The sequence below is a fragment of the Gardnerella sp. KA00255 genome, from assembly GCF_049244095.1.
Lineage (GTDB): Bacteria > Actinomycetota > Actinomycetes > Actinomycetales > Bifidobacteriaceae > Bifidobacterium > Bifidobacterium vaginale_F.
In genome coordinates this window covers 417948-443284 of the sequence record NZ_CP058374.1, presented here as the reverse complement: position 1 = coordinate 443284, position 25337 = coordinate 417948, and the positions used below count along the sequence as shown (strand labels likewise).

15 protein-coding genes, 2 tRNA genes and 1 pseudogene are annotated in these 25337 nt (G+C 39.0%); 7 read left to right on the top strand and 11 right to left on the bottom strand.

Annotation, left to right across the window (positions count from 1 at the left end; genetic code table 11):
• Positions 1-7: 7 nt before the first annotated feature.
• The 5 genes from purK to HXT51_RS01705 form a co-directional block, all read right to left on the bottom strand.
• Positions 8-1180 (bottom strand): 5-(carboxyamino)imidazole ribonucleotide synthase, encoded by a 1173-nt coding sequence (gene purK, locus HXT51_RS01725; RefSeq protein ID WP_415692096.1) that lies wholly within the window; start codon positions 1178-1180, stop codon positions 8-10.
• Positions 1164-1679: a 5-(carboxyamino)imidazole ribonucleotide mutase gene (gene purE, locus HXT51_RS01720; protein WP_415692095.1), complete on the bottom strand. Its 516-nt coding sequence runs from the start codon at positions 1677-1679 to the stop codon at positions 1164-1166. The genes purK and purE overlap by 17 nt, the downstream gene beginning before the upstream one ends.
• A gap of 75 nt (positions 1680-1754) precedes the next feature.
• Positions 1755-1827: transfer RNA gene (locus tag HXT51_RS01715), tRNA-Arg, on the bottom strand.
• A gap of 84 nt (positions 1828-1911) precedes the next feature.
• A complete protein-coding gene (locus tag HXT51_RS01710) occupies positions 1912-2310 on the bottom strand; it encodes a Fur family transcriptional regulator (protein WP_415706190.1) in 399 nt (132 codons plus the stop codon).
• 292 nt (positions 2311-2602) lie between these two features.
• Entirely contained in the window at positions 2603-4795 is a 2193-nt protein-coding gene (locus HXT51_RS01705; RefSeq protein ID WP_421776622.1) for a sulfatase-like hydrolase/transferase, read from the bottom strand.
• 314 nt (positions 4796-5109) lie between these two features.
• Here HXT51_RS01705 and HXT51_RS01700 point away from each other — a divergent pair, with 314 nt between their 5' ends.
• Together HXT51_RS01700 and HXT51_RS01695 are read left to right on the top strand one after the other, a co-directional pair.
• On the top strand, positions 5110-6498 hold the full coding sequence (locus HXT51_RS01700) for an alpha/beta hydrolase-fold protein (protein WP_421776621.1): 1389 nt from the start codon (positions 5110-5112) through the stop codon (positions 6496-6498).
• Positions 6499-6500: 2 nt separating this feature from the next.
• The gene (locus HXT51_RS01695; protein WP_421776620.1) at positions 6501-9128 is read left to right on the top strand and encodes a bifunctional lysylphosphatidylglycerol flippase/synthetase MprF; all 2628 of its coding nucleotides are present in this window, start codon (positions 6501-6503) and stop codon (positions 9126-9128) included.
• Between the two features lie 223 nt (positions 9129-9351).
• On the opposite strand, the gene purD is transcribed toward HXT51_RS01695, so the two are convergent.
• The 6 genes from purD to purT form a co-directional block, all read right to left on the bottom strand.
• The gene (purD, locus tag HXT51_RS01690) at positions 9352-10623 is read right to left on the bottom strand and encodes a phosphoribosylamine--glycine ligase (RefSeq protein WP_421776619.1); all 1272 of its coding nucleotides are present in this window, start codon (positions 10621-10623) and stop codon (positions 9352-9354) included.
• A gap of 134 nt (positions 10624-10757) precedes the next feature.
• Positions 10758-11792: a phosphoribosylformylglycinamidine cyclo-ligase gene (gene purM / locus HXT51_RS01685; RefSeq protein ID WP_421776618.1), complete on the bottom strand. Its 1035-nt coding sequence runs from the start codon at positions 11790-11792 to the stop codon at positions 10758-10760.
• 122 nt (positions 11793-11914) lie between these two features.
• Entirely contained in the window at positions 11915-13402 is a 1488-nt protein-coding gene (gene purF / locus HXT51_RS01680) for an amidophosphoribosyltransferase (protein WP_421776617.1), read from the bottom strand.
• Between the two features lie 195 nt (positions 13403-13597).
• Positions 13598-17362, bottom strand: coding sequence for a phosphoribosylformylglycinamidine synthase (locus HXT51_RS01675; protein ID WP_421776616.1), 3765 nt, complete (start codon positions 17360-17362; stop codon positions 13598-13600).
• 194 nt (positions 17363-17556) lie between these two features.
• Positions 17557-18345, bottom strand: a complete 789-nt coding sequence (gene purC / locus HXT51_RS01670; protein WP_415692088.1) for a phosphoribosylaminoimidazolesuccinocarboxamide synthase — start codon at positions 18343-18345, stop codon at positions 17557-17559.
• Between the two features lie 194 nt (positions 18346-18539).
• Entirely contained in the window at positions 18540-19898 is a 1359-nt protein-coding gene (gene purT, locus HXT51_RS01665) for a formate-dependent phosphoribosylglycinamide formyltransferase (protein WP_421776615.1), read from the bottom strand.
• A gap of 145 nt (positions 19899-20043) precedes the next feature.
• On the opposite strand from purT, the gene HXT51_RS01660 reads away from it, so the two are divergent.
• The 5 genes and pseudogenes from HXT51_RS01660 (at position 20044) to HXT51_RS01640 (ending at position 25188) form a co-directional block, all read left to right on the top strand.
• Positions 20044-20119 (top strand) — tRNA-His (locus HXT51_RS01660).
• A 144-nt stretch (positions 20120-20263) separates the two neighbouring features.
• The gene (locus HXT51_RS01655; protein WP_421776614.1) at positions 20264-23125 is read left to right on the top strand and encodes a DNA translocase FtsK 4TM domain-containing protein; all 2862 of its coding nucleotides are present in this window, start codon (positions 20264-20266) and stop codon (positions 23123-23125) included.
• Between the two features lie 241 nt (positions 23126-23366).
• A pseudogene (pgsA, locus tag HXT51_RS01650) lies at positions 23367-23978 on the top strand (CDP-diacylglycerol--glycerol-3-phosphate 3-phosphatidyltransferase); the annotation flags it as partial.
• A 237-nt stretch (positions 23979-24215) separates the two neighbouring features.
• Positions 24216-24962 (top strand): CinA family protein, encoded by a 747-nt coding sequence (locus HXT51_RS01645; protein ID WP_421776613.1) that lies wholly within the window; start codon positions 24216-24218, stop codon positions 24960-24962.
• Positions 24949-25188 (top strand): DUF3046 domain-containing protein, encoded by a 240-nt coding sequence (locus tag HXT51_RS01640; RefSeq protein ID WP_103084081.1) that lies wholly within the window; start codon positions 24949-24951, stop codon positions 25186-25188. Before HXT51_RS01645 ends, HXT51_RS01640 begins: the two co-directional genes overlap by 14 nt.
• Positions 25189-25337: the final 149 nt, after the last annotated feature.

The window sequence follows — 25337 nt, the reverse complement described above, 5'->3', positions numbered from 1 at the left end:
TACAGAATTAGTCTAATTCGTCATCCCAGCATCCTGTAGCATCCAATGCTGCTGCAGCTTCAACAGGATTATCGCAGAGTACAGTAATATGACCCATTTTGCGATTCTTACGAACCTCAGCTTTGCCGTAATCGTGCACGTGCCATTCTGGATGTTCCAAAATCAGCGAACGCGTAGGAGCTACATGCTGACCAAGAACATTTACCATAACAGCAGGGGAAAGCAGCTTAGGCTTCTTTAAAGGCCATCCAACAATACCACGAATATGTGCTTCGAATTGATCCATATCGCAAGCTTCAATCGTGTAATGTCCGGAATTATGAGGGCGAGGAGCAAGCTCGTTTACTACTACGCGATTATCGTTAGTGATAAAAAGCTCAATTCCTAACGTTCCTGCTAATTCGAATCCTTTAGCTAAGCGCAAAGCTAATTCATGAGCTGCTTTTTCAACTTCAGGATCAACTACTGCAGGAGCTAAAGTCATGTGCAAAATACTATTGTGATGCACGTTTTTCACTAGAGGATAAGTTACGAAATCCTTACCGTTTCCGGAAACAAGGATTGATGCTTCGAAAGCAAAATCGACGAAACCTTCGAGAATTGATGGAGGGAATTTTCCGCCGCGATCCGCACGATGGTGAATATTTGCAACATCTTCTTCTGTGCGCAAAACATCTTGACCGTGACCGTCATAGCCACCGCGACGAGTTTTAAGAATTGCTGGCAAGCCTATTTCGTCAATAGCAGCATCTAAGTCATCTAAATTATTTACTTCACGCCATTGAGCTGTTTCGATTCCATGACTATTGATAAAGGTTTTTTCACTTACGCGATCTTGAGTTACGCGCAATAAGTCAGTTCCTTGAGGAATTGCAGTTAAATGACGAACTTTATCAAGTGCGTCTGCGTTAACATTTTCAAATTCGTAAGTTAATACATCGCAACGCTCAGCAAGCTCGCGCAATCCTTCTGGATCGTCGTAATTGGCTTCAACTTGCAAATCTGCTACCTGGAAAACAGGGCAGTCAAGTGTTGGATCAAGAACACCAATACGAAAACCCATATGGCGAGCTGCAATAGCCATCATGCGACCCAACTGACCGCCGCCAATAATTCCAATAGTGGCTCCCGGCATTAAACGTTCAACAGCGCCATTAGTGACTTCAGATAAGGTTGGCATTTGATTCCTCAACTTTTTCTTTTAATTCATTGCGATATTCTGCTAGTTCATCAGCAAGACGATTATCAGTTGTGCTTAAAATGCTTACAGCAAGCAATCCAGCGTTTGTTGCTCCGGAGTTTCCAACTGCAGTAGTTGCAACAGGAATACCTCCTGGCATTTGTACTATTGAAAGCAATGAATCCCAGCCTGATAGCGCATGCGAGCGCACTGGCACGCCAATAACAGGAAGTGTGGTTTGTGCCGCAATCATTCCAGGTAAGTGGGCGGCTCCTCCAGCTCCAGCAATAATCACATGGAATCCGTTTGCACGCGCACTATGAGCAAAATCTGCCATTAATTCTGGTGTGCGATGTGCGGAAATAACTTGTTTCATATAAGGAACACGGAATCTGTCTAGAATTTCACAAGCATGACGCATGGTTTCCCAATCACTAGAGGATCCCATTACGACTGCAACAATTGGTTTTGCTTCTGGCACAATAACCTCCCATGACATGCAATGCTAACTTTACGCAAAGCTAAGGAGAATAGAGAATAGTTGTGTATTAAAAGCAAAAAGCATATAAAAAAGTGCCCCCGACGCGATTCGAACGCGCAACCAACGGATTAGAAGGCCGTTGCTCTATCCATTGAGCTACAGAGGCGCAAAAAGCTAGTATAGCAAATATGTAATATAACACTCGCTAAATAATCAATTTTTTTATTTAATAATCAAAAAAATAATAAGATTATTTGCGACAGTCTGGGCATAAACCGAATACTTCAAGAGTGTGATCTACAACGCTATAACCGTGAGATTGTGCGATTTTGTTAATCCAACCTTCATCGTCAGGCGGCTCTATATCAACAGTTTTACCGCAGCGTTCGCAAACAAGATGATGATGGTGAGTGTTTTCATCGCATATTCTAAATAACTGTTGTCCGTTGTATCTAACTGTATCAACTTCTCCGCTTTGAGTAAGTGAATTAAGCTGACGATATACAGTTGCGAGTCCAATGATTTCACCGTTGTCTGCAAGTAATCTGTGCAATTCTTGTGCTGAAACGAAATTACGTGATTCGCGTAAATATTCTAAAACTGTTTCTTTTTGCTTAGTATGCCTTCTAACTGGCTGAACTCCTACCATATTTAGCGATCCTTTCAGCGACATGTACTCGATAAATCTCGATAAAGCTTGTTATATAGCGCGTGATAAAGCTTGCATACAAATCTTTATTAAAACTCGTATATAAAGCAATATTAACGCATAATCTGCCTTTAAGTATATGTTATAACGTCATAACTTCCATGATTTAATCGTATAAATTTGTGAGTAAAGATATTAATCAAATATTTAACTTTATAAAATAAATCGCACCGCATGTTTAAACACGTAGTGCGATTTATGGTAGTTTTACATTTTGCTTAAGTTATATGAATTACGGCATTTTAAAGAAGTCAGTATTACGAACGTAATTCTTTCCAGCTGTAATATCGTATTGTATAAGCCTGTAATCTTCTAATAATTGCTTAGTTTCTTTATCCATATCTGAATAAGCCATTGGCTTACCGCTATTGTCAAGATAAATCGACTGACCTGCAGGAATTCTATACCACGTTTGCACACTATTAACTACAGGTGGTTCCATAGCACTAATGTGTTCATGCAATTTAGTCAAGAAAGCAACATAAGGAGAAACTTTAGCATTCATATGACTTGCAATTTGCGATATGAAGAAGTTAGGAGAAGAGTACTGATTTGTCTTAGCAGCAGTATTCGCAACAGTCTTTTCCTCAGACTTTTTAGCAGTCTTTTCTGTAGTCTTTTCATCAGACTTGTTTGAGGACTTTTCCGAGGATTCCTCTGAAGTCTTTTCCTCAGACTTCAGCTCTTCTCTAGAAGCTTTATTAGACCAAATAAAGTAATCAGTTAAGTGCAAAACAAGAGAGTTATTTTTATTTGCACTAGCAGTGGAATACGCTCCAGGAAGATGATCTCCATAGAACAACACTGTAACTGGCTTATCTAATTCATCTAAGCTCTTGAGGAATTTCTCTGTAGCTTTATCAGTGTAATTAGCACCTTTAGCATACGTTTGAATTATTGAAGATTCCTCAACGCCTAAAGGCTTCTTGGAATCAGTAGAAGAAACCTTGAAATCATTATCCTTATACCAGTTGTTATAAGGCATGTGATTTTGCATTGTCACTAATTGTATGAATTCTGGAGTTTTCTTCAATTTAATCGAATCCAAAACGCTATCGTAAGCAGATTCGTCTGAAACATAAGGAGTAGAGTCAATATGATTTTGATAAGCTATGACATCTGGCTCTCTTAGCGAATAAAACTTAGTAAATCCAAACCTCTTATAATTCTTAGCTCGCAAATACATAGACGGCTCAAACGGATGGAAAGCTAAAGAATCTTTACCATTATTCCAATATCGATTAATAGTAGGAGTCCATGAAGTATTCGGCACTAATTGCTGATAAGGGCTAGTAAGAGAAGGATCGAAATTAACCATACTCAAGCCTGTAATAGACATGTACTCAAGATTTGCAGTTCCACCGCCGTATCCTGAAGAAAGCATAAGACCGCTATCAGTATTCTTCTTTAAATCGTCAATGAAAGGAATAACCTTTTTATTGAAAGAAATACCAGGAACGCGCTCAGGATTTGCAAAGCTTTCTGAAAGAATCATAATAACTGTACTGTTATTAATCTTATTCTTTCGAGAATCATTAAGCTTATTAGCTTGCTTTTCATAACGAGCTACAACTTCTTTCATAGTGGCTTCGCTATAATTTGCAGGCTTTTGCATTACCTTTGTATTAACTTGCCTAAAGAATGCAACTAAAGGTCCATTTGTTTGAGCATCATATGCTGAATCCCACATTACTGGGAAATCGCCCATGAATTTGTTAAAAGAATTTGCAGCAGATCCGACAGTTCCAACAAACGCAACATATAACGTAAATATTAAGAATATGAATGCGAAAATACCGCCGCGGACGCCGTATCTAAGACTTTTACGTTTAAACCAAACTACTTTTCCATGGTTTTTATCTATAAAATTAAGGGATATAAAAAGTAAAATAAAGAAAATTATCCCAATAACTGCATATGAAATAACTCTATGCGCATTATATGGTAAGAATGTTGAAATATTGCCAGTATCACTTTGCAAAAAATTCAAATCTGCTGGAAGAATAGCTTCATTGCGTACAAATATTTTCATGTATTCAACAGTTGCAATAACCATTGAAACTGAAAGAAGTATCATAGAAGTAATCCAAAAGCGATTAGTTATAAAAAGCAATAATGCATAAATCGCAGCGACAATAAGCATGTTCAAAATGAATATGAAATTCAGATCCTTCCATATTCCTTTAATCATCCTAGAAAGATTTTGTCTTAAGCTTGTACAAACTTGCTCGCGATTACCGGTTTGAACACCAGTATGAAGAATAACAATAATTGCGATATCGTTAATAATGAAAAATACAATATAAAGCCAGCGTGGAATTGTTATACGACACTTACCCAATATTGCTTGTAAGCGTTTAAAGAAATTTTTAATTTCACCCTCTTTCTTTTCGCTTTTTAAAGACTCAACTGTGGTTTTGTCCATAATCTATTCCAATCATTCAATCATTCTTAGAAAATAAACTCGTATATAATCTGTACGAGAAAATGCAATACTAAAACATTATATTTATTCCTGTCGTCATAGATTAAAACAAATATGACTTTCATACTTAAGGACGATTACACTTAATGCGATTGTTTTTACTATTAAACTGTTAAAAATACTTAAATTTATGGAGTGAATTATAGAAACTTTATAGAAAAATTATAGAAATTTTATAGAAAAATATTAGGGAAAAGAACTATATTAGCTACGTATGAATTTTGCAATAGATAAGGACTTGGAACGTTAATATTATGAAATCGCTGGAATCTATCAGTCTTATACAAGGATGGTTACCAATAAGCGTTTTTGGCTTAACTGGCTTAGGAATAATAATATTGTTATGTTGTAAGTCTAATTGGGGTAAAAAGAAAAAATATGTCATACCAACTCTTGTAAAACTTGGAATATCTGTTATATCGTTCTTTGTTGGGTGGCTTATAATCTGGCTTATTTCAGACGTTTTTATGGTTTTCGGAGTAAGCGTCGGAATACTTGTTATGCTAAGTATTGCAGCCGGATTTGGCTTTTTAGGATTTGCAATTTCATCTGCCATTATGACGCGCTCAACATTGCGCATTATTTCAATAGTCACGATTTTCTTCGTATTAATAAGCACAGCTTTACAAGTAGACATAATCTATGGCGAATACACAACGATTGGATCTATTTTTGGATTAGGCGGATATCCTAAATTAGAAAAATCTATGAAAAAAAGCCCTCATATGACAATTGAGCAATGGAATAATTTAGCGGAACAAAATGAATTGCCTACAATCCCTTCAAAAGGAATTACAAGATCTGTAAAAATACCTAATACAAAATCGCATTTTGAAGCTCGTATAGCGAATGTTTATCTGCCTCCTGCAGCATTAGTAAAGAATCCTCCTAAATTGCCGGTTATGGTTATGCTAGCAGGTCAGCCAGGAAGCCCTAATAGATTCTTTTCTGCAAGTAATATTGTTGCAACTCTTGACGATTATGCTAGTAAACACAACGGTCTTGCGCCTATAGTCGTTTCTCCGGATCAAAACGGTAACCAATCGCATAATTCTCTTTGCGCAGATACTACAGTTTATGGGAATGCGGAAACTTATCTTACTAAAGACGTACCTAATTGGATTAAGAAAAATCTACCTGTAAGCAATAATCCTGACTTTTGGATGATGGGAGGATTCTCTCAAGGAGGAACTTGCAGTACTCAATTAGTTCCAGCTCATCCTGATGTTTATGGAAATATCTTTGCAGCTTCTGGAGAATTAGAGCCAACGTACAAAGATCGTCAAAAAACTATAGACCGTTATTTCAATGGTGACGCCCAAGCCTATGAGAATCATGTTCCTTCTACTATTATGACTCTTCAAGCTCCATTGAATCAATATTACTATTCAGTTGCAGGTCAACTTGATGTGGAATCTCAAAAAAGTCAAGAATCAATTGCTAAAGCTGCGCATAAATCAGGCATAAGCGTTATTACAATGATTGCAAATGGGCATGGTCATGATTGGCATACTGTAAAAGCAGGATTGAGTGTAGCAATTGACCGTTTTTGCAAGCGTACAGGTATTTCTAGCAAACTTCCTTCTCTTACTTCATATAAAGACATAAAAATCGTTAAAGAACAGTTAGTGAAACGAGAGTAATTATGAAACGCGCTTCCTCACCACAATCTAACCATATGAGAGTTCTGTATAAGGACATGCTTGTATGGATTAAAAAACGTGTTCTTGCAACTTATACGGCTGCAATTTTAATTATTCTCAATGTAGTTAATTGGATTTCGACTTCAATAACGCACTTATACGTTCATGGCCCTGAGGCAACTCTTTCTAAATTATTTCTTTATAAAAAGCCGAAAATAGGAAGTGCTTTATTCTTTGGGCACAATAATATTCCTATACTTATTTCACAACTATTAAAAACGCTTATTTACGTCGATAGTTTTTTGTCTCTTATAGTGAATGCGATTCTTGCAATCATATTGATTGGTTTAGCAGAAAATCACATAAGAAAACTTCGCATGCTTTGGATTTCAATTATTAGCACTATTTTTGGAATAATATTTGGCTTAGTTCTTATAGGCGGGCTTTCTGCAATAATCAGTAGTTTAGGATGGATTAGACGAATACCTATACATCTTTCGCCATTCACGTTATTAGTAGGCGTGTTTATGGCATCTGCTTCTTATAAGTCAATTCTTTTGCGAAGAAGAATGTTGGTGCTCGGCTACACTATAACTTTTGCAATGATGCTATACAGTGGCAATCCAGGGGATTATTGCACTATGTTTGCTGCTTTAAGCGGTCATGCTATTGGAAAGCTTATAACTCATTCTTCAGAAAATAAGTCAAATAGTTGGTGGCATGGTACTGATTACGAAGTTAGAAGACTGTTTGCAATAACACAAGTAGTTATGGCAATCGGACCTATTCTGGCTCTTTCGTCTAAATCTCATGCAGGCATACTAACTATGCTTGGTTTGTTTATGTCTCCAGAATTAGATGGCAAATCGTGGCTTACTAGATGCATGACGAATTCAACTTCAGCTAATTGCATACTTCATTCTGGCTTACAGCATGCTGCTTTTACAGGATTATTAGTTCGCGCAGCATTGCCAATGATTGTAATGCTTTTAATAGCTTGGGGTTTGCTTCATGGAAGACGGCTCGCAGCATGGACAGCAATAATAGTTAATGCTATTACTGCAATATTTGTAATAACATACTTTACGATTTTGCCTTTGCTTATATATTTGCAAAGCGCGCATCATAAGTATAGTGCTGTTACTGTAGCGTTTGCGTTAACTGCATTGCCTCCTATTCTTATTGCAATTTCTTTGGCATTAAGTATTAAGCATTTCCCAATTCAAACAGATAAACGTCAGATCATAATTGGACTTGTTATTATTTTGTCCACTTTGCTAATAACTGCTGCAGGGTATATTTCCTACGGTTTATTGATGCCTAAAAAATTCTTACCGAAAGCTAGTTTATATCACTTGTTAAGTGATCTTCCAGGAAGATGGATGCCAATGGGATTTGGCAGCAGAACTAGAGTTATGCTTTTGCCAAAAACAATTCTAACTTCTGTTATTATGCAAGGCGTAGGCGTAATTTTCTGGATTGTTATGCTATTGGTTTGCTTACGTTGGTTTAGAACTATGATTGTTTTAAGCGAAGAAGATCGTAAGAAAGCAAGCAAATTAGTGGAGCTTGGCGGAGAAAGCATGAGTTTTATGACCACTTGGTCTGGAAATCATTATTGGTTTTCTTCAAGTGGAAAATCGGGAATCGCTTACCGTGTGAAATATGGAATAGCTCTTACTCTTACTGGTCCTTTCGGAGAAAGAAACGAATATAATCAAAGTTTACGTGGATTCATACAATTCTGCGAGAATAATTCTTGGACTCCTGTGTTCTATGCTGTTCATGAAAATCAGCGTAAAGTATTGGAAGAATTGGGATTCTATTCTATTAAAGTCGGTACAGAAATGCTTGTTAATCCAAGCGGTTGGCAGACGCGTGGCAAAAAATGGCAGGATATTCGCACTGCTATTAATAAGGCTAAGCGAGAAGGCATTACTGATATTTTAAGCAGCTTTGACAGTGCTCCAGTTGATATTAAGCAGCAAATTGTTGAGATCTCTGAAGAATGGGCTGAGCTTAAAGCGTTGCCTGAGATGAAATTTACTCTTGGTGGAATTGAAGAATTACAAGACCCTAGAGTTATGATTCTTTACGCTATTGATTTGCATAATCGCGTTTTGGGCGTTACAAGTTGGATGCCTGTTTATAAAAATAATAAGGTTGTTGGTTGGACTCTTGATTTTATGAGACATCGTACTGATAGTCCTAATGGAATCATGGAATTTCTTATAGCTAGAATGGCTGAAAGATTGCGTGATGAGGGGATAGATAACCCAGATTCTGCAATTGAATTTATGAGCTTGTCGGCAGCGCCTTTAGCTGGAATGGATGATGCGGATAATGGCGATAAATCAATGCCGCAGAACGCTCAAGATAATGACATAATAAAGCATGCTCTAACAATGGTTTCAGATATTTTGGAGCCTGCGTATGGATTTAAATCCCTGTATTTCTTCAAAAAGAAATTCCAGCCTGATGCAAGTCCTGTGTATATTTGTTATCAGGATTCTGCAAAATTAGCTCAAATTTCGCTAGCTGTCACAAACTCTTATTTGCCTGAAACGAAGCCTAAGCAATTATTAGAAATGGTGAAAACTTTGCAAAGTGGGCATAAAAAAGACGCGTGATATGTAAGTTGCGCGTGTAATTTAGCGTGTAATTTAGCGTGTGCGTTGGCATGTGACTTAGAGCGTAACTTAGTGCGTTACTTGGCGTGTAACTATTTTTTAAGGCTTTAGAATTCTAATTACTTAAAATCCTAAAGCCTTATTATTTAAAGCATTATTTAAAGACTTATTTAAAGACTTATTGTTCTAAAGACAAAGCTTTATTGTTTTAGACATTTGTCTTTTATTCTAAAGCTTTAGATGCGATATCATGCCTAAAGAACATATGCGGAAGATTAAGCTTATCTAATATGCTGTAGACGTTATTCTGAGCGTCTTTTACGTCGTCTCCATGCACTTGCACAAGAGCTACTCTACCTGAAGAAGTAAGAAGTTTTCCGCTTTCTTCATCGCTTTTTACTCCTGCATAATACACGTGCTGACCTTGATTTTCGTCAACAGGAATTTGAGGAAGAGGAGTTCCAGTAACTAAAGTGCCAGGGTAGCCTTCGCTAGCAATAATTACGCCGAGCGTAACACCGCTATCTTTCCAAGTAAAAGTAGGATTTTTATGCTGCAAAATATTCCATATAGCTGCACCAAAATCTGAAGTAAGGCGAGGAAGTACAACTTCTGTTTCTGGGTCTCCAAAACGAGCATTAAACTCAATAACTTTAGGACCTGTTGCTGTATCAATTAAGCCAGCATAAAGCACGCCAGTAAAAGGCGTACCCTCCTTAGCTAGTCCTTCAACAGTTGGGCGCACAATTTCGTCGATAGCACGCTTAACTGTTTCGTCGCTAATTTGTGGAACAGGGCTATAAGCTCCCATGCCGCCAGTATTTGGTCCTTTGTCGCCGTCATAAGCGCGCTTGTGATCTTGAGAAATAGGCATAACCCAAAAATCAGTTCCGCTTACAAAACTCATAAGTGAAAACTCTTGACCTTGCAAAAATTCTTCAATAACAACTTTTGCTCCGGCCTGACCAAAACGATGATCGACGAAAATATCTTCCAAAGCCTCAACTGCTGTTTGTTCATCCATAGCAACAGTAACGCCTTTTCCAGCAGCCAAACCATCCGCTTTAATAACAATTGGAGCACCATGCTCAAGAACGTATGCGCGTGCCGGTTCCAAAGCATCAAATGTTTTGTAGGAGGCAGTTGGAACGTTGTGACGAGCCATAAGCTTTTTTGCGAAATCTTTAGAGCCTTCGATTTGAGCTGCGGCTTTGTTTGGACCAAAAGCTGGGATTCCTTGAGATTCAAAATCATCCACTATGCCATTCATAAGTGGAACTTCAGGACCAATGAACGCAAAATCGTAGTTATTGTCTTTAACGAACTTAATAAGAGCGTCATGATCTGATTGACTTATGTTTGCAGTTTGAATTCCATCTGCTGCAATACCAGGATTTCCAGGAGCAACAGTTACTTCTTCAACGCTTTCTCCTTTAAGTAGCGCGTGTGCAATAGCATGTTCGCGAGCGCCAGAACCAACTACTAAAACTTTCATTTTTAATCCTTTATTGCTTTAAGATTTTGCTGCTTACTATTTTGCTGCTTACTATTTTGCTGCTTATTGTTTTGCGTATTTGTTGTTTTGCGTATTTGTTGTTTTGCGTATTTGTTGTTTTGCGTATTTTTTACTTATAGCAACTCAACTGCAGCGTTTTCGCGCTTAGCCATTTTGCCAATAATATAAGCTGTTTCATTATGCTCGTTTAATATACGCATTGCATCGTTTGCCCGGCTTTCATCAACTGCCAAAACCATGCCAATGCCCATATTAAAAACGTTGAACATTTCAGCGTGCGCAACTTTTCCAGCTTTTTCAATAACGCCAAAAATAGGTGGAACGTTCCAGCTTGAAGTGTCAATTTTTGCAGCCAAATCGTCTGCGTACATGCGTGGAACATTTTCAATAAATCCGCCGCCTGTAATATGAGCAACTCCCTTAATAAGATGCTCAGCAAAAAGTGGCTTCAAGGCTTTTACGTAGATTCGAGTAGGTTCAAGAAGAACTTCACCAAGTGTTTTGCCATTAAGCTCATCCAACTTCGTATCTACGCTAAAACCTGCTTCTTCAAACAAAGCTTTGCGAACAAGAGAGAATCCGTTTGAATGAACGCCTGAAGAAGGAAGTCCTATAAGCACATCGCCGGCAGTAATAGTGGAGCCGTCAACAATATTTGAACGTTCTGCAACGCCTACTGCAAAACCTGCAAGATCGTACTCGTCTTCGTCGTACATTCCAGGCATTTCAGCAGTTTCGCCGCCAATTAAACCTGCTTCTGATTGCACGCAACCGTCTGCAACGCCTGAAACTACCTGCTCAAGTATTTCAGGATTGTTTTTTCCGCACGCAATGTAATCGAGGAAGAAAAGCGGCTCGGCACCTTGAGCTGCAATATCGTTTACGCACATTGCAACGCAATCAATGCCAATGGTGTTATGCTTATTCATCATTTTTGCAATCACAAGCTTGGTTCCAACGCCGTCTGTACCAGAAATCAGCACTGGCTCTTTGTAACCAAGAGATGCCAAATCAAATAAGCCGCCAAATCCGCCAATGCCACCTACAACGCCTGGTCGCTTCGTGCGATTCACATGAGATTTAATACGACGTACTACTTCGTATCCTGCTTCTACGCTTACGCCAGCTTCTTCATATGCGTGTGGCATATCGGTTCCTTTCATAACTATGTTCATAACTATGTTATAAGTATTTTCTTAAGTTTTATTTTTATTTATAAATTGCGATAAACAATTAAATTAGTAAACGACTAAATTATTAAGTTATTAAGTTATATAAGATTTTCGTGTGTGTATTTACTGTGCTTTCTTACTTCTTGCAAATGTTCGCGTTCTTCAGGAGTAAGTGAAGCCAAGAATTCTTCGCCGTAATCGTCTAGTGCAGTAGGGTAGTCACCATTAAAGTAAGCAACACACAAACCGCCATAAGGCGCAGGCTTTTTTAATCCAATCGACTCGACTAATCCATCTAAAGACAAAAATGCTAAGGAATCAGCATCGATATACTCGCGAATTTCTTCGACTGAATGCTTTGCTGCAATAAGTTCTTTTGTGGTTTGTATATCAATACCGTAGAAGCAAGGATATTTAAGCGGAGGAGAAGAAATGCGCATATGCACTTCTTTAGCTCCAGCTTCTCGAAGCAATTGCACAATGCGCTTAGAAGTAGTTCCGCGAACAATCGAATCGTCAATAACGATAACGCGTTTTCCTGCAACCACGCCGCGAACAGCAGAAAGTTTCATACGAACACCTTGCTCGCGTAATTCTTGCGTTGGTTGAATAAAAGTGCGTGCAACATACTGGTTTTTAATCAATCCCATTTCGTTTGGAATTCCGCTTGTTTCAGCATATCCAGCAGCAGCAGAAAGTGAAGAATTAGGCACTCCAATAACCATGTCTGCTTCAACAGGAGATTCTTTAGCCAAACGTGCACCCATGCGCTTTCGCACAGAATGAACATTAATACCGTAAATATTAGAATCTGGGCGAGCGAAATAAATAAATTCCATTGAGCATACTGCATGCTGAACGTGCTTTGTATATTGCTCAATAGTGTAGCCATCGTCATTAATAACAATAATTTCGCCAGGCTCAATATCGCGAATAAACTCTGCTCGCACAATATCAAGCGCACAAGTTTCAGAAGCAAGCACGTACGCGCCGTTCTTCATACGACCAAGCGAAAGAGGGCGGAAACCATTTGGATCAGTTGCTCCAATTAATGCGTCTTGAGTAAGCAATAAGTAAGCGAAACCGCCATGAACAGTTTGTAAAGCTTCTTTTAAGCGATCCATAAAAGTTGCTTTACTAGAGTGACGAATTAAATGCATTAATATTTCAGTATCAGAATTTGAATGGAATATTGCGCCTTCATCTTCCAAAGAATTACGCAGGCTAGTGCAATTCGTCAAATTTCCATTATGTGCAAGAGCTACGTCTCCATCGTGGAAACGGAATAAGAAAGGTTGAATATTATCAACGCTTCCAGAACCAGCAGTAGCATATCGCACATGACCAATAGCCCGGTTACCGGTAAGACGATCCATAACTTTTTCATTGCTGAAAACTTGGGTTAATAATCCGAGTCCTCTGTGTCCGTGCAAGTGCCCATCATCGTTAGATACAATCCCAGCACCCTCTTGACCACGATGTTGAAGCGCATGTAATCCAAAATAAGTAAGTCTTGCAGCATCTGGATGACCCCAAACGCCAAAAACGCCGCATTCTTCATGGATATCTTCAAGCTCTGCAGACATCTACACCCCCTATTTTCAGTCACTTTTTAAGCAACTTCATAAGTAACAGTATAAGCAACTGTATAAGCACCCGTAATCAAGTATATTTCAATGATTAAGACACTTTTATTTAAAATAATCTTGTATATTTATTCAACTTTCTTTAGCTGTTAGCTGGCAGTAATTATCTACCAGCTAACAGCTTTTAATTTTTAACTATGCAGTAAAGTACTCCACGCCAGCTGAGAACAAATCTTGAGCTTTAAAATCAGGAATATTTACATATAAGCCATCACCGCTTCTCTCACAATGACCCATTTTGCCGAAAACTCGACCGTCTGGGCTTGTAATGCCTTCTACGCACATAACAGAACCATTCGGATTCACATCAAGATCCATATAAGGCTGACCATTGATGTCAACATACTGAGTTGCGACTTGACCATTTGCAATCAAAGCGCTCATAACTTCAGGAGTTGCAATAAATCTGCCTTCTCCGTGAGAAATAGCTACAGAATGAACATCGCCAACTTGCGTATTTGCAAGCCATGGAGAAATATTTGAAGCTACACGAGTATGAACAATACGGCTTTGATGGCGTCCAATAGTATTAAAAGTAAGAGTTGGGCATTCAGTATCAATTGGCACAATATCTCCAAATGGTACTAATCCAAGTTTTATAAGAGCTTGGAAACCATTACAAATACCAAGCATTAAGCCATCGCGATTATTAAGCAAATCGCGAACCGCATCGCTAACAGCAGGATTTCTAAAGAATGCTGTAATGAATTTTGCAGAACCATCCGGCTCGTCGCCTCCAGAGAATCCGCCTGGAATCATTACAATCTGACTCTTCTTAATTTCTTCAACCAACTGTTTAGCTGACTGTGCAATATCTTTTGCGCTCAAATTATTAATAATAAGCGTATGAGCGTCTGCTCCGGCTTTTTCAAAAGCAGCTTGAGTATCGTACTCGCAATTATTACCCGGGAAAACTGGGATAATAACGCGCGGATGAGAAAGCGGCTTCAAACGGTGAGAACGCATGTGATTATGCTTAGAAACTCTTGTCTTAGCGCTAATTGTTGCAACTTGCTGATTAGCTTCTTTTCCATTTCCAGCATGCTTGTAAGGGAAGATGTTTTCCATCTGAGATTCCCAAACTTGCTGCAAATCGTTTAAATCAACGCATTCGCCAGAAGCAGAAGTTAAGGAATAATCTTTGCAAGTCGTTCCAATAACGCTAATAGTAACGTTTTCGGAACTTTCTGGAATATCGGCTTCGTTTGCAAGTTCAACAAAGAATGATCCGTATGCGTTAGAGAACAAATCGTCGTCGCTAATATTTTGCAAGACAACGCCTATGCGATTTCCTAAAGTCATCTTAAACAAGCTTTCTGCGCTCGCTCCATAACCTGGAGTAGAAGCAGCTAAAGCTTTTTTAGATTGCGTAAGATTCTGCATAACGCGTAATGCTTCTAAGAAACTTTCGCGTTCTGGAGTAATTCCATCAGATTTATATTTAGGGCAAATGCGAATAACACGATGATTTACACCCTTAAATTCTGGAGAAACTGTTAAACGAGCATCTCCTGTAGAAACAGCGAATGAAATCAAAGTTGGAGGAACATCAAGATTCTCAAAGCTGCCGCTCATAGAATCCTTGCCGCCAATAGCTCCAACACCAAAATCAATTTGTGCGCTTAATGCACCAAGAACTGCTGCAGCTGGTTTACCCCAACGCTCAGGAACATCTTGAGGCTTTCCAAAATATTCCTGCAAACTCAAATAAGCGCGCTCGCGAGTAAAACCAGTAGCAATAAGCTTAGCTAAAGATTCCACAACAGAAATATAAGCTCCAGTAAATTGATTCTTTTCCATTAAGTATGGATTAAAGCCCCAAGCCATTGCAGAAGCAGTGTTTGTTTTACCAAATACCGGGAATTTAGCAACCATAGCTTGAGCTGGAGTAAGCTGATTTACGCCACCGAAAGGCATTAAAACAGTTGTGGCACCTATAGTTGAATCAAATCTTTCAGACAAGCCTTTATTTGAAGCAATATTAATATCTGAAACTAAGGCGTTCATGCGCTTTTCTAATGGCAAATCTGATTGATTCTGCCATGGAGTTTCGTAGTTTTCTCCACTTTCTACATGCAAAATCTGCTGTTTTGGAGCTCCGTTTGATGCTAAGAATGCTCGGCTTAAGTCGACTATAGTTTTTCCTCGCCAAGTCATACGCATTCGAGCTTCTTTAGTAACAGTAGCAATAATTTCTGCTTCAAGATTTTCTTCGCGCGCGTATTCCAAGAATTCGTTAGCGTCATTTGAAGCAACATCTACTGCCATGCGCTCCTGGGATTCAGAAATAGCAAGTTCAGTTCCGTCAAGTCCTTCATATTTCTTAGAAACTTTATCTAAGTTAATAACCAAGCCGTCCGCAATTTCTCCTGTTGCAACAGAAACGCCGCCTGCGCCAAAATCATTGCAACGCTTAATAAGTCTGCAAGCGTCTTTTCTACGGAAAAGTCGTTGTAGTTTGCGTTCAATAGGAGCGTTACCTTTTTGTACTTCAGCTCCGCACTCTTCAATACTATCCGTATCTTGGGCTTTAGAAGCGCCGGTTGCGCCGCCAATTCCATCACGTCCGGTACGTCCGCCAAGAAGAATAATTACATCTCCTTCGCTAGGCGTTTCTCTGCGCACGTGATCCGCTGGGGTAGCAGCTACAACTGCTCCAACTTCCATGCGCTTAGCAACGTATCCAGGGTGATAAAGTTCATGAACTTCGCCAGTTGCCAAACCAATTTGGTTTCCGTATGAAGAATAACCTGCAGCAGCGGAAGTTACGATTTTGCGTTGTGGAAGCTTACCGTTTAAGGTTTCGCTAATAGGAGTGCGCGGATCTGCAGCGCCCGTGACTCGCATTGCTTGATAAACGTAAGATCTACCGGAAAGAGGATCTCTAATGCAGCCGCCAATGCAAGTTGCAGCTCCACCGAAAGGCTCAATTTCTGTAGGATGATTATGTGTTTCGTTTTTAAATAGGAACAGCCAATCCTCATCGTGACCGTTTACGTCTACTTTGACTTTTACTGTGCAAGCGTTGATTTCTTCAGATTCATCCAAATTTTTCAACTCGCAAGTATGCTTCAAGTATTTTGCGCCAATAGTTGCCATGTCCATAAGGCAAATAGGTTTATTTTCGCGATTTAATTCTTTTCGCAAATCAAGATAACGGTTAAATGCTTCTTGAACAGTGCTATCGTCAATAGAAATATCGGTAAGCTCAGTGCCAAAAGTCGTGTGACGGCAATGATCAGACCAATACGTGTCAATAACTCGAATTTCGGTAATAGTAGGATTTCGTTGTTCTTCTTGGAAATACTGCTGGCAGAATTTTGCATCTGCTAAATCCATTGCTAAACCGCGAGAATTAATGAATTCTTCTAAGCCTGAATCATCTAAATCGTTAAAGCCATTAAGTACTTCAACATCTGAAGGAATTATGCTTTCAGTTTTAAGAGTAGTAAGCGTATCAAGAGACGCTTCTCGTGCTTCTACAGGATTAATTACATAGTGTTTGATTGTTTCAATATCTTTTTCACTAAGATTTCCAGAAAGAGCGATTACTTTTGCGCTGCGAACTTGAGGGCGTTCGCCTTGACTAATAAGCTGAATGCATTCGCTAGCAGATTGTGCGCGTTGGTCAAATTGGCCAGGCAAAAATTCTATTGCAAATACGTGTTCAGACGTATTAATAGGAAGATAGTCATAAGTATTGTCAACAGGAGGTTCGCTTAATACTGTTTGAACTGCTGTTTGGAATAATTCTTGCGAAATACCTTCAACGTCATACCTGTTAATTACGCGCACTGAAGTTAACGCGCTCATACCAAGAATTTCTTTAAGCTCGTGGAGAAGTTGTTGCGCTTCTACTGCAAAACCGGATCGCTTTTCTACATACACGCGAAATACCACGGTGAACCTGCCTTGTATTTGTTTGCTGTATTCCTGTTGCTTCTATTTATATTTTAAGTTTTGTTGTTTTGTTGTTTTGTTGTTTTGTTGTTTTAAGTTTTTATTTTTAAGTTTTTTGTTTGTTTTTTAGTTTTTGTTCTTCTTAAGAACGCACATGGCTCGCACCCAGTTGAGGATGCGAGCCACAAAATTATCTAGTGTTTTTCATACTCGTTTGGATTGATTTCAGCACAATCCAAACCTTCGCTTTGAGCAAGAGATTTCAGTCTGCTATAGATTTCTTCGTAGGCTGGGATTATATCGCCTAAATCTCGTCTGAATAAGTCTTTATCTAAGTGGCTTACATGAGAAGAATCTGAGTCAGAGTTGCGCTTATCCCAAAGTCTGCAAGTATCTGGAGTAATTTCATCGGCAAGAAGAATATTTCCTTGCGCGTCTACGCCCTCTTCAATCTTGAAGTCAACAAGTTGAACGTCAATCTTAGAGAAAACATCAAGCAATGCATCATTAACAGCATGAGCCTGGCGAGTAATTTCTGCCATCTCTTCATCTGTTGCTAATCCAAGAGCTACAACGCCTTCAGGATTAATAAATGGATCGCCAAGTTCGTCGGATTTCACGCAGAATTCCAATAATGGCTTCTTCAAAGGAGTTCCTTCTTTAACGTTATAACGCTTTGCGAAGGATCCAGCTGCAGTATTGCGCATTATGATTTCTAGTGGGAACATGCGCATACGCTTCACGAGTTGTTCTGTATCTGAAATACGTCCGAGGAAGTGACTTTTTACTCCACGAGCCTCGAGCAGATGGAATAGTAGGGAAGTAATCCTGTTATTCAAACTGCCTTTACCGGCGATTTGAGCCTTTTTCAGACCGTTACCAGCAGTAGCCTGGTTCATATATTCAACCCAGAGCACATTGGTGTCATCGGTAGCATACAGTTTTTTGGCTTTGCCTTCATACAACTTGTCAAGTTTTTCCATTGACTCGCCTCTCTTTGTGCATACATAGTTGTAGGCGCAAACCAACAATATTTGTAGGTTTACCTGACCGTAGCCAGCACGTTTAGACTAACAATTGTTACCTACATTTTTATTACGTAAACATTGAAAATTATTGAAAATCAGCGATTTGCAAATTTAAATATTCCTTTATTTCCAACGTCTTTAACATATGTTTATTTTGTCTGTAGCAAAGATGCGATGCGTGTCGCATTTAAGCGTGCGCTATTTTCGTTTTTTCCAGTAGCTAATGCTACAGCCATTCTTCTTCGACCATGAACTTCAGGCTTGGCAAAGATTCTCAAACCTAAACGCATGTTTTCACTATTTTTTTCTTCGCCATCATGATTTTCTGAAGTCTTTTGATTTTCTGTGCTATCTTGATCTACTTGTGTTGTATCAAGAGCTTTAGGAATATTAGTAAATCCGATTGGCCCATTCCCATTTATAACAATTGCATGGCTGGCCGCAACTTCATTATTTTTCAAAGAAAGCTCTGTATAGTTAGATGTAATTGGTACTCCCAAAATAGCCAATGCGTGCAATGCAAACTCGCTGTAATATTGCGAAATCATAGTTACCATGCCGGTATCGTGTGGTCTAGGTGAAAGTTCGTTAAATAATAGTGAGGCATCTTTTAATACGAATAACTCAACTCCATAAACGCCAAAACCTGTTTCGCCAGCTTTTTGCGCAATATCAGTTAAACCTTCTACAGCGCGCTTTGCAATATCTTTCGCATTAGTGCGAATTGATTCAGGAATATTCGCAGGTTGCCAAGATTCTCTATAATCCCCGTCTTGCTGACGCTGAGCAATCGGCTCGCAAGTAGTAATTCCTGCGCAAGAGCTTATTGTGAGTACTGTAAGCTCATAATCAAGCGGAGCTAAAGCTTCAACAATAACGCGTGAACACTCATTTTCATGACCAGCTGCAGCACGCCTGCCATGCTGAGCTTCATTCCAGGCTGCAAGCAAATTTTCAGAACTACGAACTATTGACTGACCGTGCCCAGAAGAGCTCATAATAGGCTTAACTACACAAGGATATCCAACTTTTTTAGCTCCATCCTCTAATTCTTCATATGATGAAGCAAAACGATACGGTGTAGTAGGTAGTCCTAAATCTTCGTGCGCAATCCTACGCAAGCGCTCGCGATCCATTGCAATCGCGGCAATATCTGAGCTAGGAACGACTTGAATATTCTTTTTAGCAGCATCTTTCAAAACTTTAGTAGCAATAGCTTCAACTTCTGGAATGATAATGTCAGGCTTTACATTTGAAATAAGTTCTTGCAATTCTTGCGGGTTCGACATATCTAGCACGTAATATTCGTGAGCTATTTGCATTGCTGGAGCGTTTTCGTAGCTATCTGCAGCGCACACGCGTACGCCTAATCGCATAAGTTCAATCGCAATTTCCTTACCTAGTTCACCGGAGCCAAGAAGTAAGGCAGTAGTGTTGTTTTTTTGCGTGATTGAGCCAAAAATGCGGGTGTTTGAATTGCTTTGTTGCGCGTAATCGTAAGAACTCATAAGCCTATTGTGTCATTGAGTATTGAATTTATGTGTTCTAATAGCGACGCGCCGAAAAGTAGTGGACTAGCGTGGAAATAAAAAATAGTGTATAGTATCCCTTTGTTGTGTGATTCGTTGTGTTTCATTATGTTTCATGCACATGGTGGCTATAGCTCAGTCGGTAGAGCATCTGATTGTGGTTCAGAAGGTCGCGCGTTCAAGCCGCGTTAGCCACCCCACTTAAACGGCTGATAAATATCGGCCGTTTTTTGTTTTTGTATTTGTTTTTAGTTTTGTTTTATTTGTTTTTGGGAATTAACACTTATCTGAGTAAAATATAAAAGGTTGGTAATTTTCTAATTATCTGTTTTAAGGAGCAGCATATGGCGGGTAAAGAGTCATCAAATGAAATATGGTGGAAGAAAATGCTGCTTTTTATACCGCGACTTATCGGTAAAGTTGTTCGCTCTATTTTTGGTGTAGGTGAGTACGATGAAGCATATAGAAGAGATGGTTTGTGCTTCATAATGCTTGTATTCTCAGTGCTATTTTGTGCTTCTGAATGGTTTAGAGTAAAAGGCTGTATTGGAGTTTGGCTGCATATTATAGCCTCAAGCGTTTTAGGCATGATGAGCATCGTATTGCCTGTTTGGTTAGCTGTAATAGCTGTTAGGTTAATGAGAAACAGTGGTTCTGGATCTGGTAATCCGAGAGTTATAGGTGGATTTTTACTTGTACTGTTATCCATTTGCTCTATTATCGATATTCTTTTAGTTCCAAATAAAGATGCTTTTAACATAGTTGATTTGCAAAAAGCTGGCGGATTAGTTGGATTTGCATTAGGTTCGCCTCTTTCGTTGGGATTATCTAAAACATTCGCATTAGTGATTTTTATACTTATATTTGTTTTCTCGTTATTGCTAATTTCAAGATTGCATGTAACGGATGTTTTTGGCTTCTTTGCTTCTATTATCAAGAATCATTCATTTAAGCTTGCAAAAAATTCTGAGAATAAATCTGATAGTAAATCTGAAAAAAGTTCTGAAAATAAGTTATCGAATAAGTCTAATAAGTCTAATAATTCCAATACTTCCAGGGTAATTTCTAGTTCATCTAATAGTGAACTTGATGAAGATTCAAATGAGCTGAATTCTGAAGAAAACGATGATTCTTTGGAATTTGCTGAAGGCGTACCAAAACATGATGGAAATGATGAGAAAAATGTTGAAAATCAATCTCCATTATTGAAGTGGATTAATTCACTGTTTAAAAACAAGCGCAAAGATAATGGTAAAGAGCTGTTAGATAAATATGCTGGAGACGATGCTTTTGATTCTGCGGCTTCTGTTCATGGAAACGCTAATGAAGAATCTGCTGCTCCGATTAGAAGAGTAGCAAGTAGTAATTCTTCAGGTCGCTCTGTTTCTTCAGGGCATTCCGATTCTCATGATTCTACTGATTCATCTGACTTATCTAGTCCTTCTAGCGCAAATCATTTCAATACAATGAGTATTGATGAGTTTCCTAAAGCTCCTATGAGTTCTATGGGAAATGCTGGAAATATGGGAAATATTGGCGGAACAACTTCTATGCCGCTTTCAGCATCAGAAGATCCTTGGGGTGCTATTCCAGAAGAAAAAATGGAAGGTTATAGAAAATCTCAAGAAGGCGATTTAGAAAATAGCGATTCGAAAATCTTAAAAGATTCAAGCGTTGGTGATTCTGCCTCTTCAACAGATCCTGAAAATAAGCCTTATCGTCTTCCGGATATGAATTTGCTAGCTCACGGTAAGCCTCATGTTGCAAGAACTCAAGCTAATGACAATGTTATTCGCGCGCTAACTTCCACTTTTGAGCAATTTGACGTAGATGCTCACGTTATTGGATTCCTTAGAGGCCCATCTGTTACACAGTACGAGGTTGAGCTTGGTCCTGGAGTTAAGGTTGAAAAAGTCACGAATTTGCAAAAAAATATTGCATACGCTGTAGCTAGTACGGATGTGCGTATTTTGTCTCCAATTCCAGGAAAGTCTGCTATTGGTATTGAAATTCCAAACGTCGACCGCGAAATTGTGCATTTGGGAGATGTTCTGCGCTCGCAAAAAGCTATGAATGATCCTAATCCTATGCTTACAGGCGTTGGAAAAGATGTTGAGGGTCATTTCGTAACGGCAGCTCTCGATAAAATGCCGCATTTGCTTGTTGCTGGTGCTACTGGATCTGGTAAGTCGAGTTTTATTAACTCAATGCTTACTTCGATTATTATGAGGGCAACTCCTGAGCAAGTTCGCATGATTATGGTCGATCCTAAGCGCGTTGAGCTTTCTGCCTACGCTGGCATTCCGCATCTGCTTACGCCGATTATTACGGATCCTAAGAAGGCTGCTCAGGCTCTTGAGTGGGTTGTTAAAGAAATGGACGCTCGTTACGACGACTTGCAATTCTTCGGTTTCCGCCATGTTAAAGATTTCAATAAGGCTGTTCGTGAAGGAAAAGTTCATGCTCCGGCTGGTTCTAATCGAAAAGTTGCTCCATATCCGTATTTGCTTGTGGTTGTAGACGAGATGGCTGATTTGATGATGGTTGCTAAGAACGATGTTGAAAGTTCTATTCAGCGTATTACTCAGCTTGCTCGAGCTGCAGGCGTGCATTTGGTTCTTGCTACTCAGCGTCCGTCTGTTGACGTTGTAACAGGCTTAATTAAGGCAAATATTCCTTCTCGTTTGGCTTTTGCTACTTCATCTGCTACTGATTCAAGGGTTATTCTCGATACTGTTGGCGCAGAAACCTTGATTGGTCAAGGAGACGCTTTGTTCCTTCCAATGGGTGCTGCTAAGCCTCAGCGTGTGCAAGGTTCGTGGGTGAGTGAATCTGAAATTCGTAAAGCTGTGGAATATGTTCGCACGCAGCGCAAGCCAAAGTATCGTGAAGATATTGAGCAAATGGCTCAAAAAGCGGATGCTCAAGCTCAAAACAAGCTTAAAACTAGCGATATTGGCGACGATATGGACGAATTGCTCCAGGCTGCTGAGCTTGTTGTTGGTTCGCAGTTCGGTTCCACTTCAATGCTTCAGCGAAAGTTGCGTGTTGGATTCGCAAAAGCAGGTCGATTGATGGATTTGCTTGAATCTCGAGGCGTCGTTGGTCCTTCTGAAGGTTCTAAAGCTCGCGAAGTTTTGGTTCAGCCGGAAGATTTGCCAAAAGTTTTGGCATTTATACGCGGAGAATCTGAATCTATAAGTTAGCGCTATTTGCAGCTACCTGTAGCTACCTGTATCTATTTGTAGCGATTTAGTATCTGTAGTTATTTACTGTTTAAGTTTAGTTTAAGTTTATTTGCTGCAGATATTTATTTGCTATAGATATTTATTTGCTATAGATATTTATGCGGTCATTGCTAGAATTAAGTTTTAGGTTCAATACAGAGTGTTAACAAGTTTTTGCTTTTGCTATGGCATATTCCGTAGCATTCATGGAGGTAGGTAAATGAGAAAAAGCAATAAAATGTCTTTGCTGCATGGCTGGAATTATGCACCGAATATAGTTACGTATGCTCGTATTCTTCTTGCTATTGTTTTTATATTCTTATATGTGATATCTGGATCTTATGGTTTCAATTCTTTAGCTTCGCGTTGGGGTGCTTTTATTCTTTTCGTTGTTGCTGCTTCAAGTGATAAATTAGATGGTTGGATGGCTCGCAAATACAATCAGGTTACTGAATTAGGTAAGTTGCTTGATCCTATTGCTGATAAGCTTCTAATGCTTGGTGCGTTAATTATTGCTGCAATGTTTTCTGAAATTTTGTGGATTGTTACAGTCTTATTTGTAATACGAGAAATTGGAATAACTTTATTGCGCTTTATTGTTATCGCTAAAGGCGGTAAAGTTATTGCCGCTTCTTCTCTTGGCAAGTACAAAACTGTTGCGCAATCAATCGGAATTTCTATGGTTGTTTTCCCTGTTTCTCCTCTTGCTGTAACTACGGATTATACTTTACCGTCTTGGGTGCTAGTTTACTATTTCATTGCGTATAGCCTACTTTGGGCTGCCTTAGTTCTTGCTTTGTATTCTGGTTACGGATATTGCAAGGCAGCTTTCGCTACGTTGCGCACTATTAGAAAAGGTTATGGAACAGTAAGTAATTCCGAAGTCGCTGATACTCCAACTTCTGCTGGTGGTGTTCCTGATTCTGAGGGTTCTACTGATACGGCGAATAATGGTGCTGTTAATAATAATGCTTTTAATGAAGGTGTTAATAATCGTTAGAAATTAGCGTTAGTGATAAGCAGCATAGCAGTATATTCTTTAGTTTTATGATTAAAGGCGAATGTGAAAATGAAGACAATTTTAGATGATGCTTCTAGTGTTCTTGATTGTTGTCTAGAAAATCATTGGCATATTGCTTCTGCTGAATCACTAACTGGCGGCTTGCTTGCAGATTCTTTTGTTAGCGTGCCTGGAGCTTCGCGAGTATTCCTTGGTTCTGCTGTGACATATGATATTCACGCTAAAGCTAAAGTTCTTGGTGTTGACGTTGAATTATTAAAGTCGCGTGGGGCTGTAGATGCTCGCGTTGCTCGTTTGATGGCTCTTGGTGCTGCGCGATTATATAGCGGCTCAGAGTGGGATTATGTTTATAAGGGATATGTTAAAGATTTAAGAAATCCCGATTTTCCTGTAATTGGATTATCTACTACAGGAGTTGCTGGCCCTGGGCCTGATGGTGATAAGCCTGCAGGATTGGCGTATGTAGGTATTTTCTTGCCGCAAGTAGTAGAGGAATATATTGAAAGTTCGCTTAATTCTTCTATTTATGATTTGCTTTGTTTGAATGTTGACGAAAATGTAAAATCATGTGCTGATTCTGACTCTTGCTATTCAGAAAAACCAATATTTAGTCGAGATTGTTTAGAAGATTATTTTGATATAACTGTAGATAAATCAGTTTATGGGACTCTTATATCAAGCGAATTGCATAATAGCGGAAATCGCGAAGAAGTTCGTAACAGTGTAGTTGCAAAGTTGCTGAAATTATTGCATTTATTGCTATGTGAAGGTTGTGGGAACATTGAAAGAGCGTGAATTTTGGCAACTTCTCGAAGAGGTTTTTGGAAGAGAATTCGGACGAAGTATTGCTAGAGATCAGGGTTTGCAAAAGCTTGATGGCATGAATGTGATTCAGGCTTTGGATGCTGGTATTGAACCTAGAATTGTTTGGAATGTTTTATGTGATCATATGAGTATTCCGGATGATAAAAGGTGGGGTAAGGATCATAATGCTCCGCCTATGCCGGCTAAACAATTTTGATTTATATGCTTGTAGTTCTTGGTCTTGTAGTTCTTGGTCTTGTAGTTCTTAGTCTTGTGTCTATTGGTCTTGCATCTCTTAATTTTCAACACAACACGCTAAATCGAACAAATGTTCGTAAAATGATATATAATAATCTATGTCGGGCT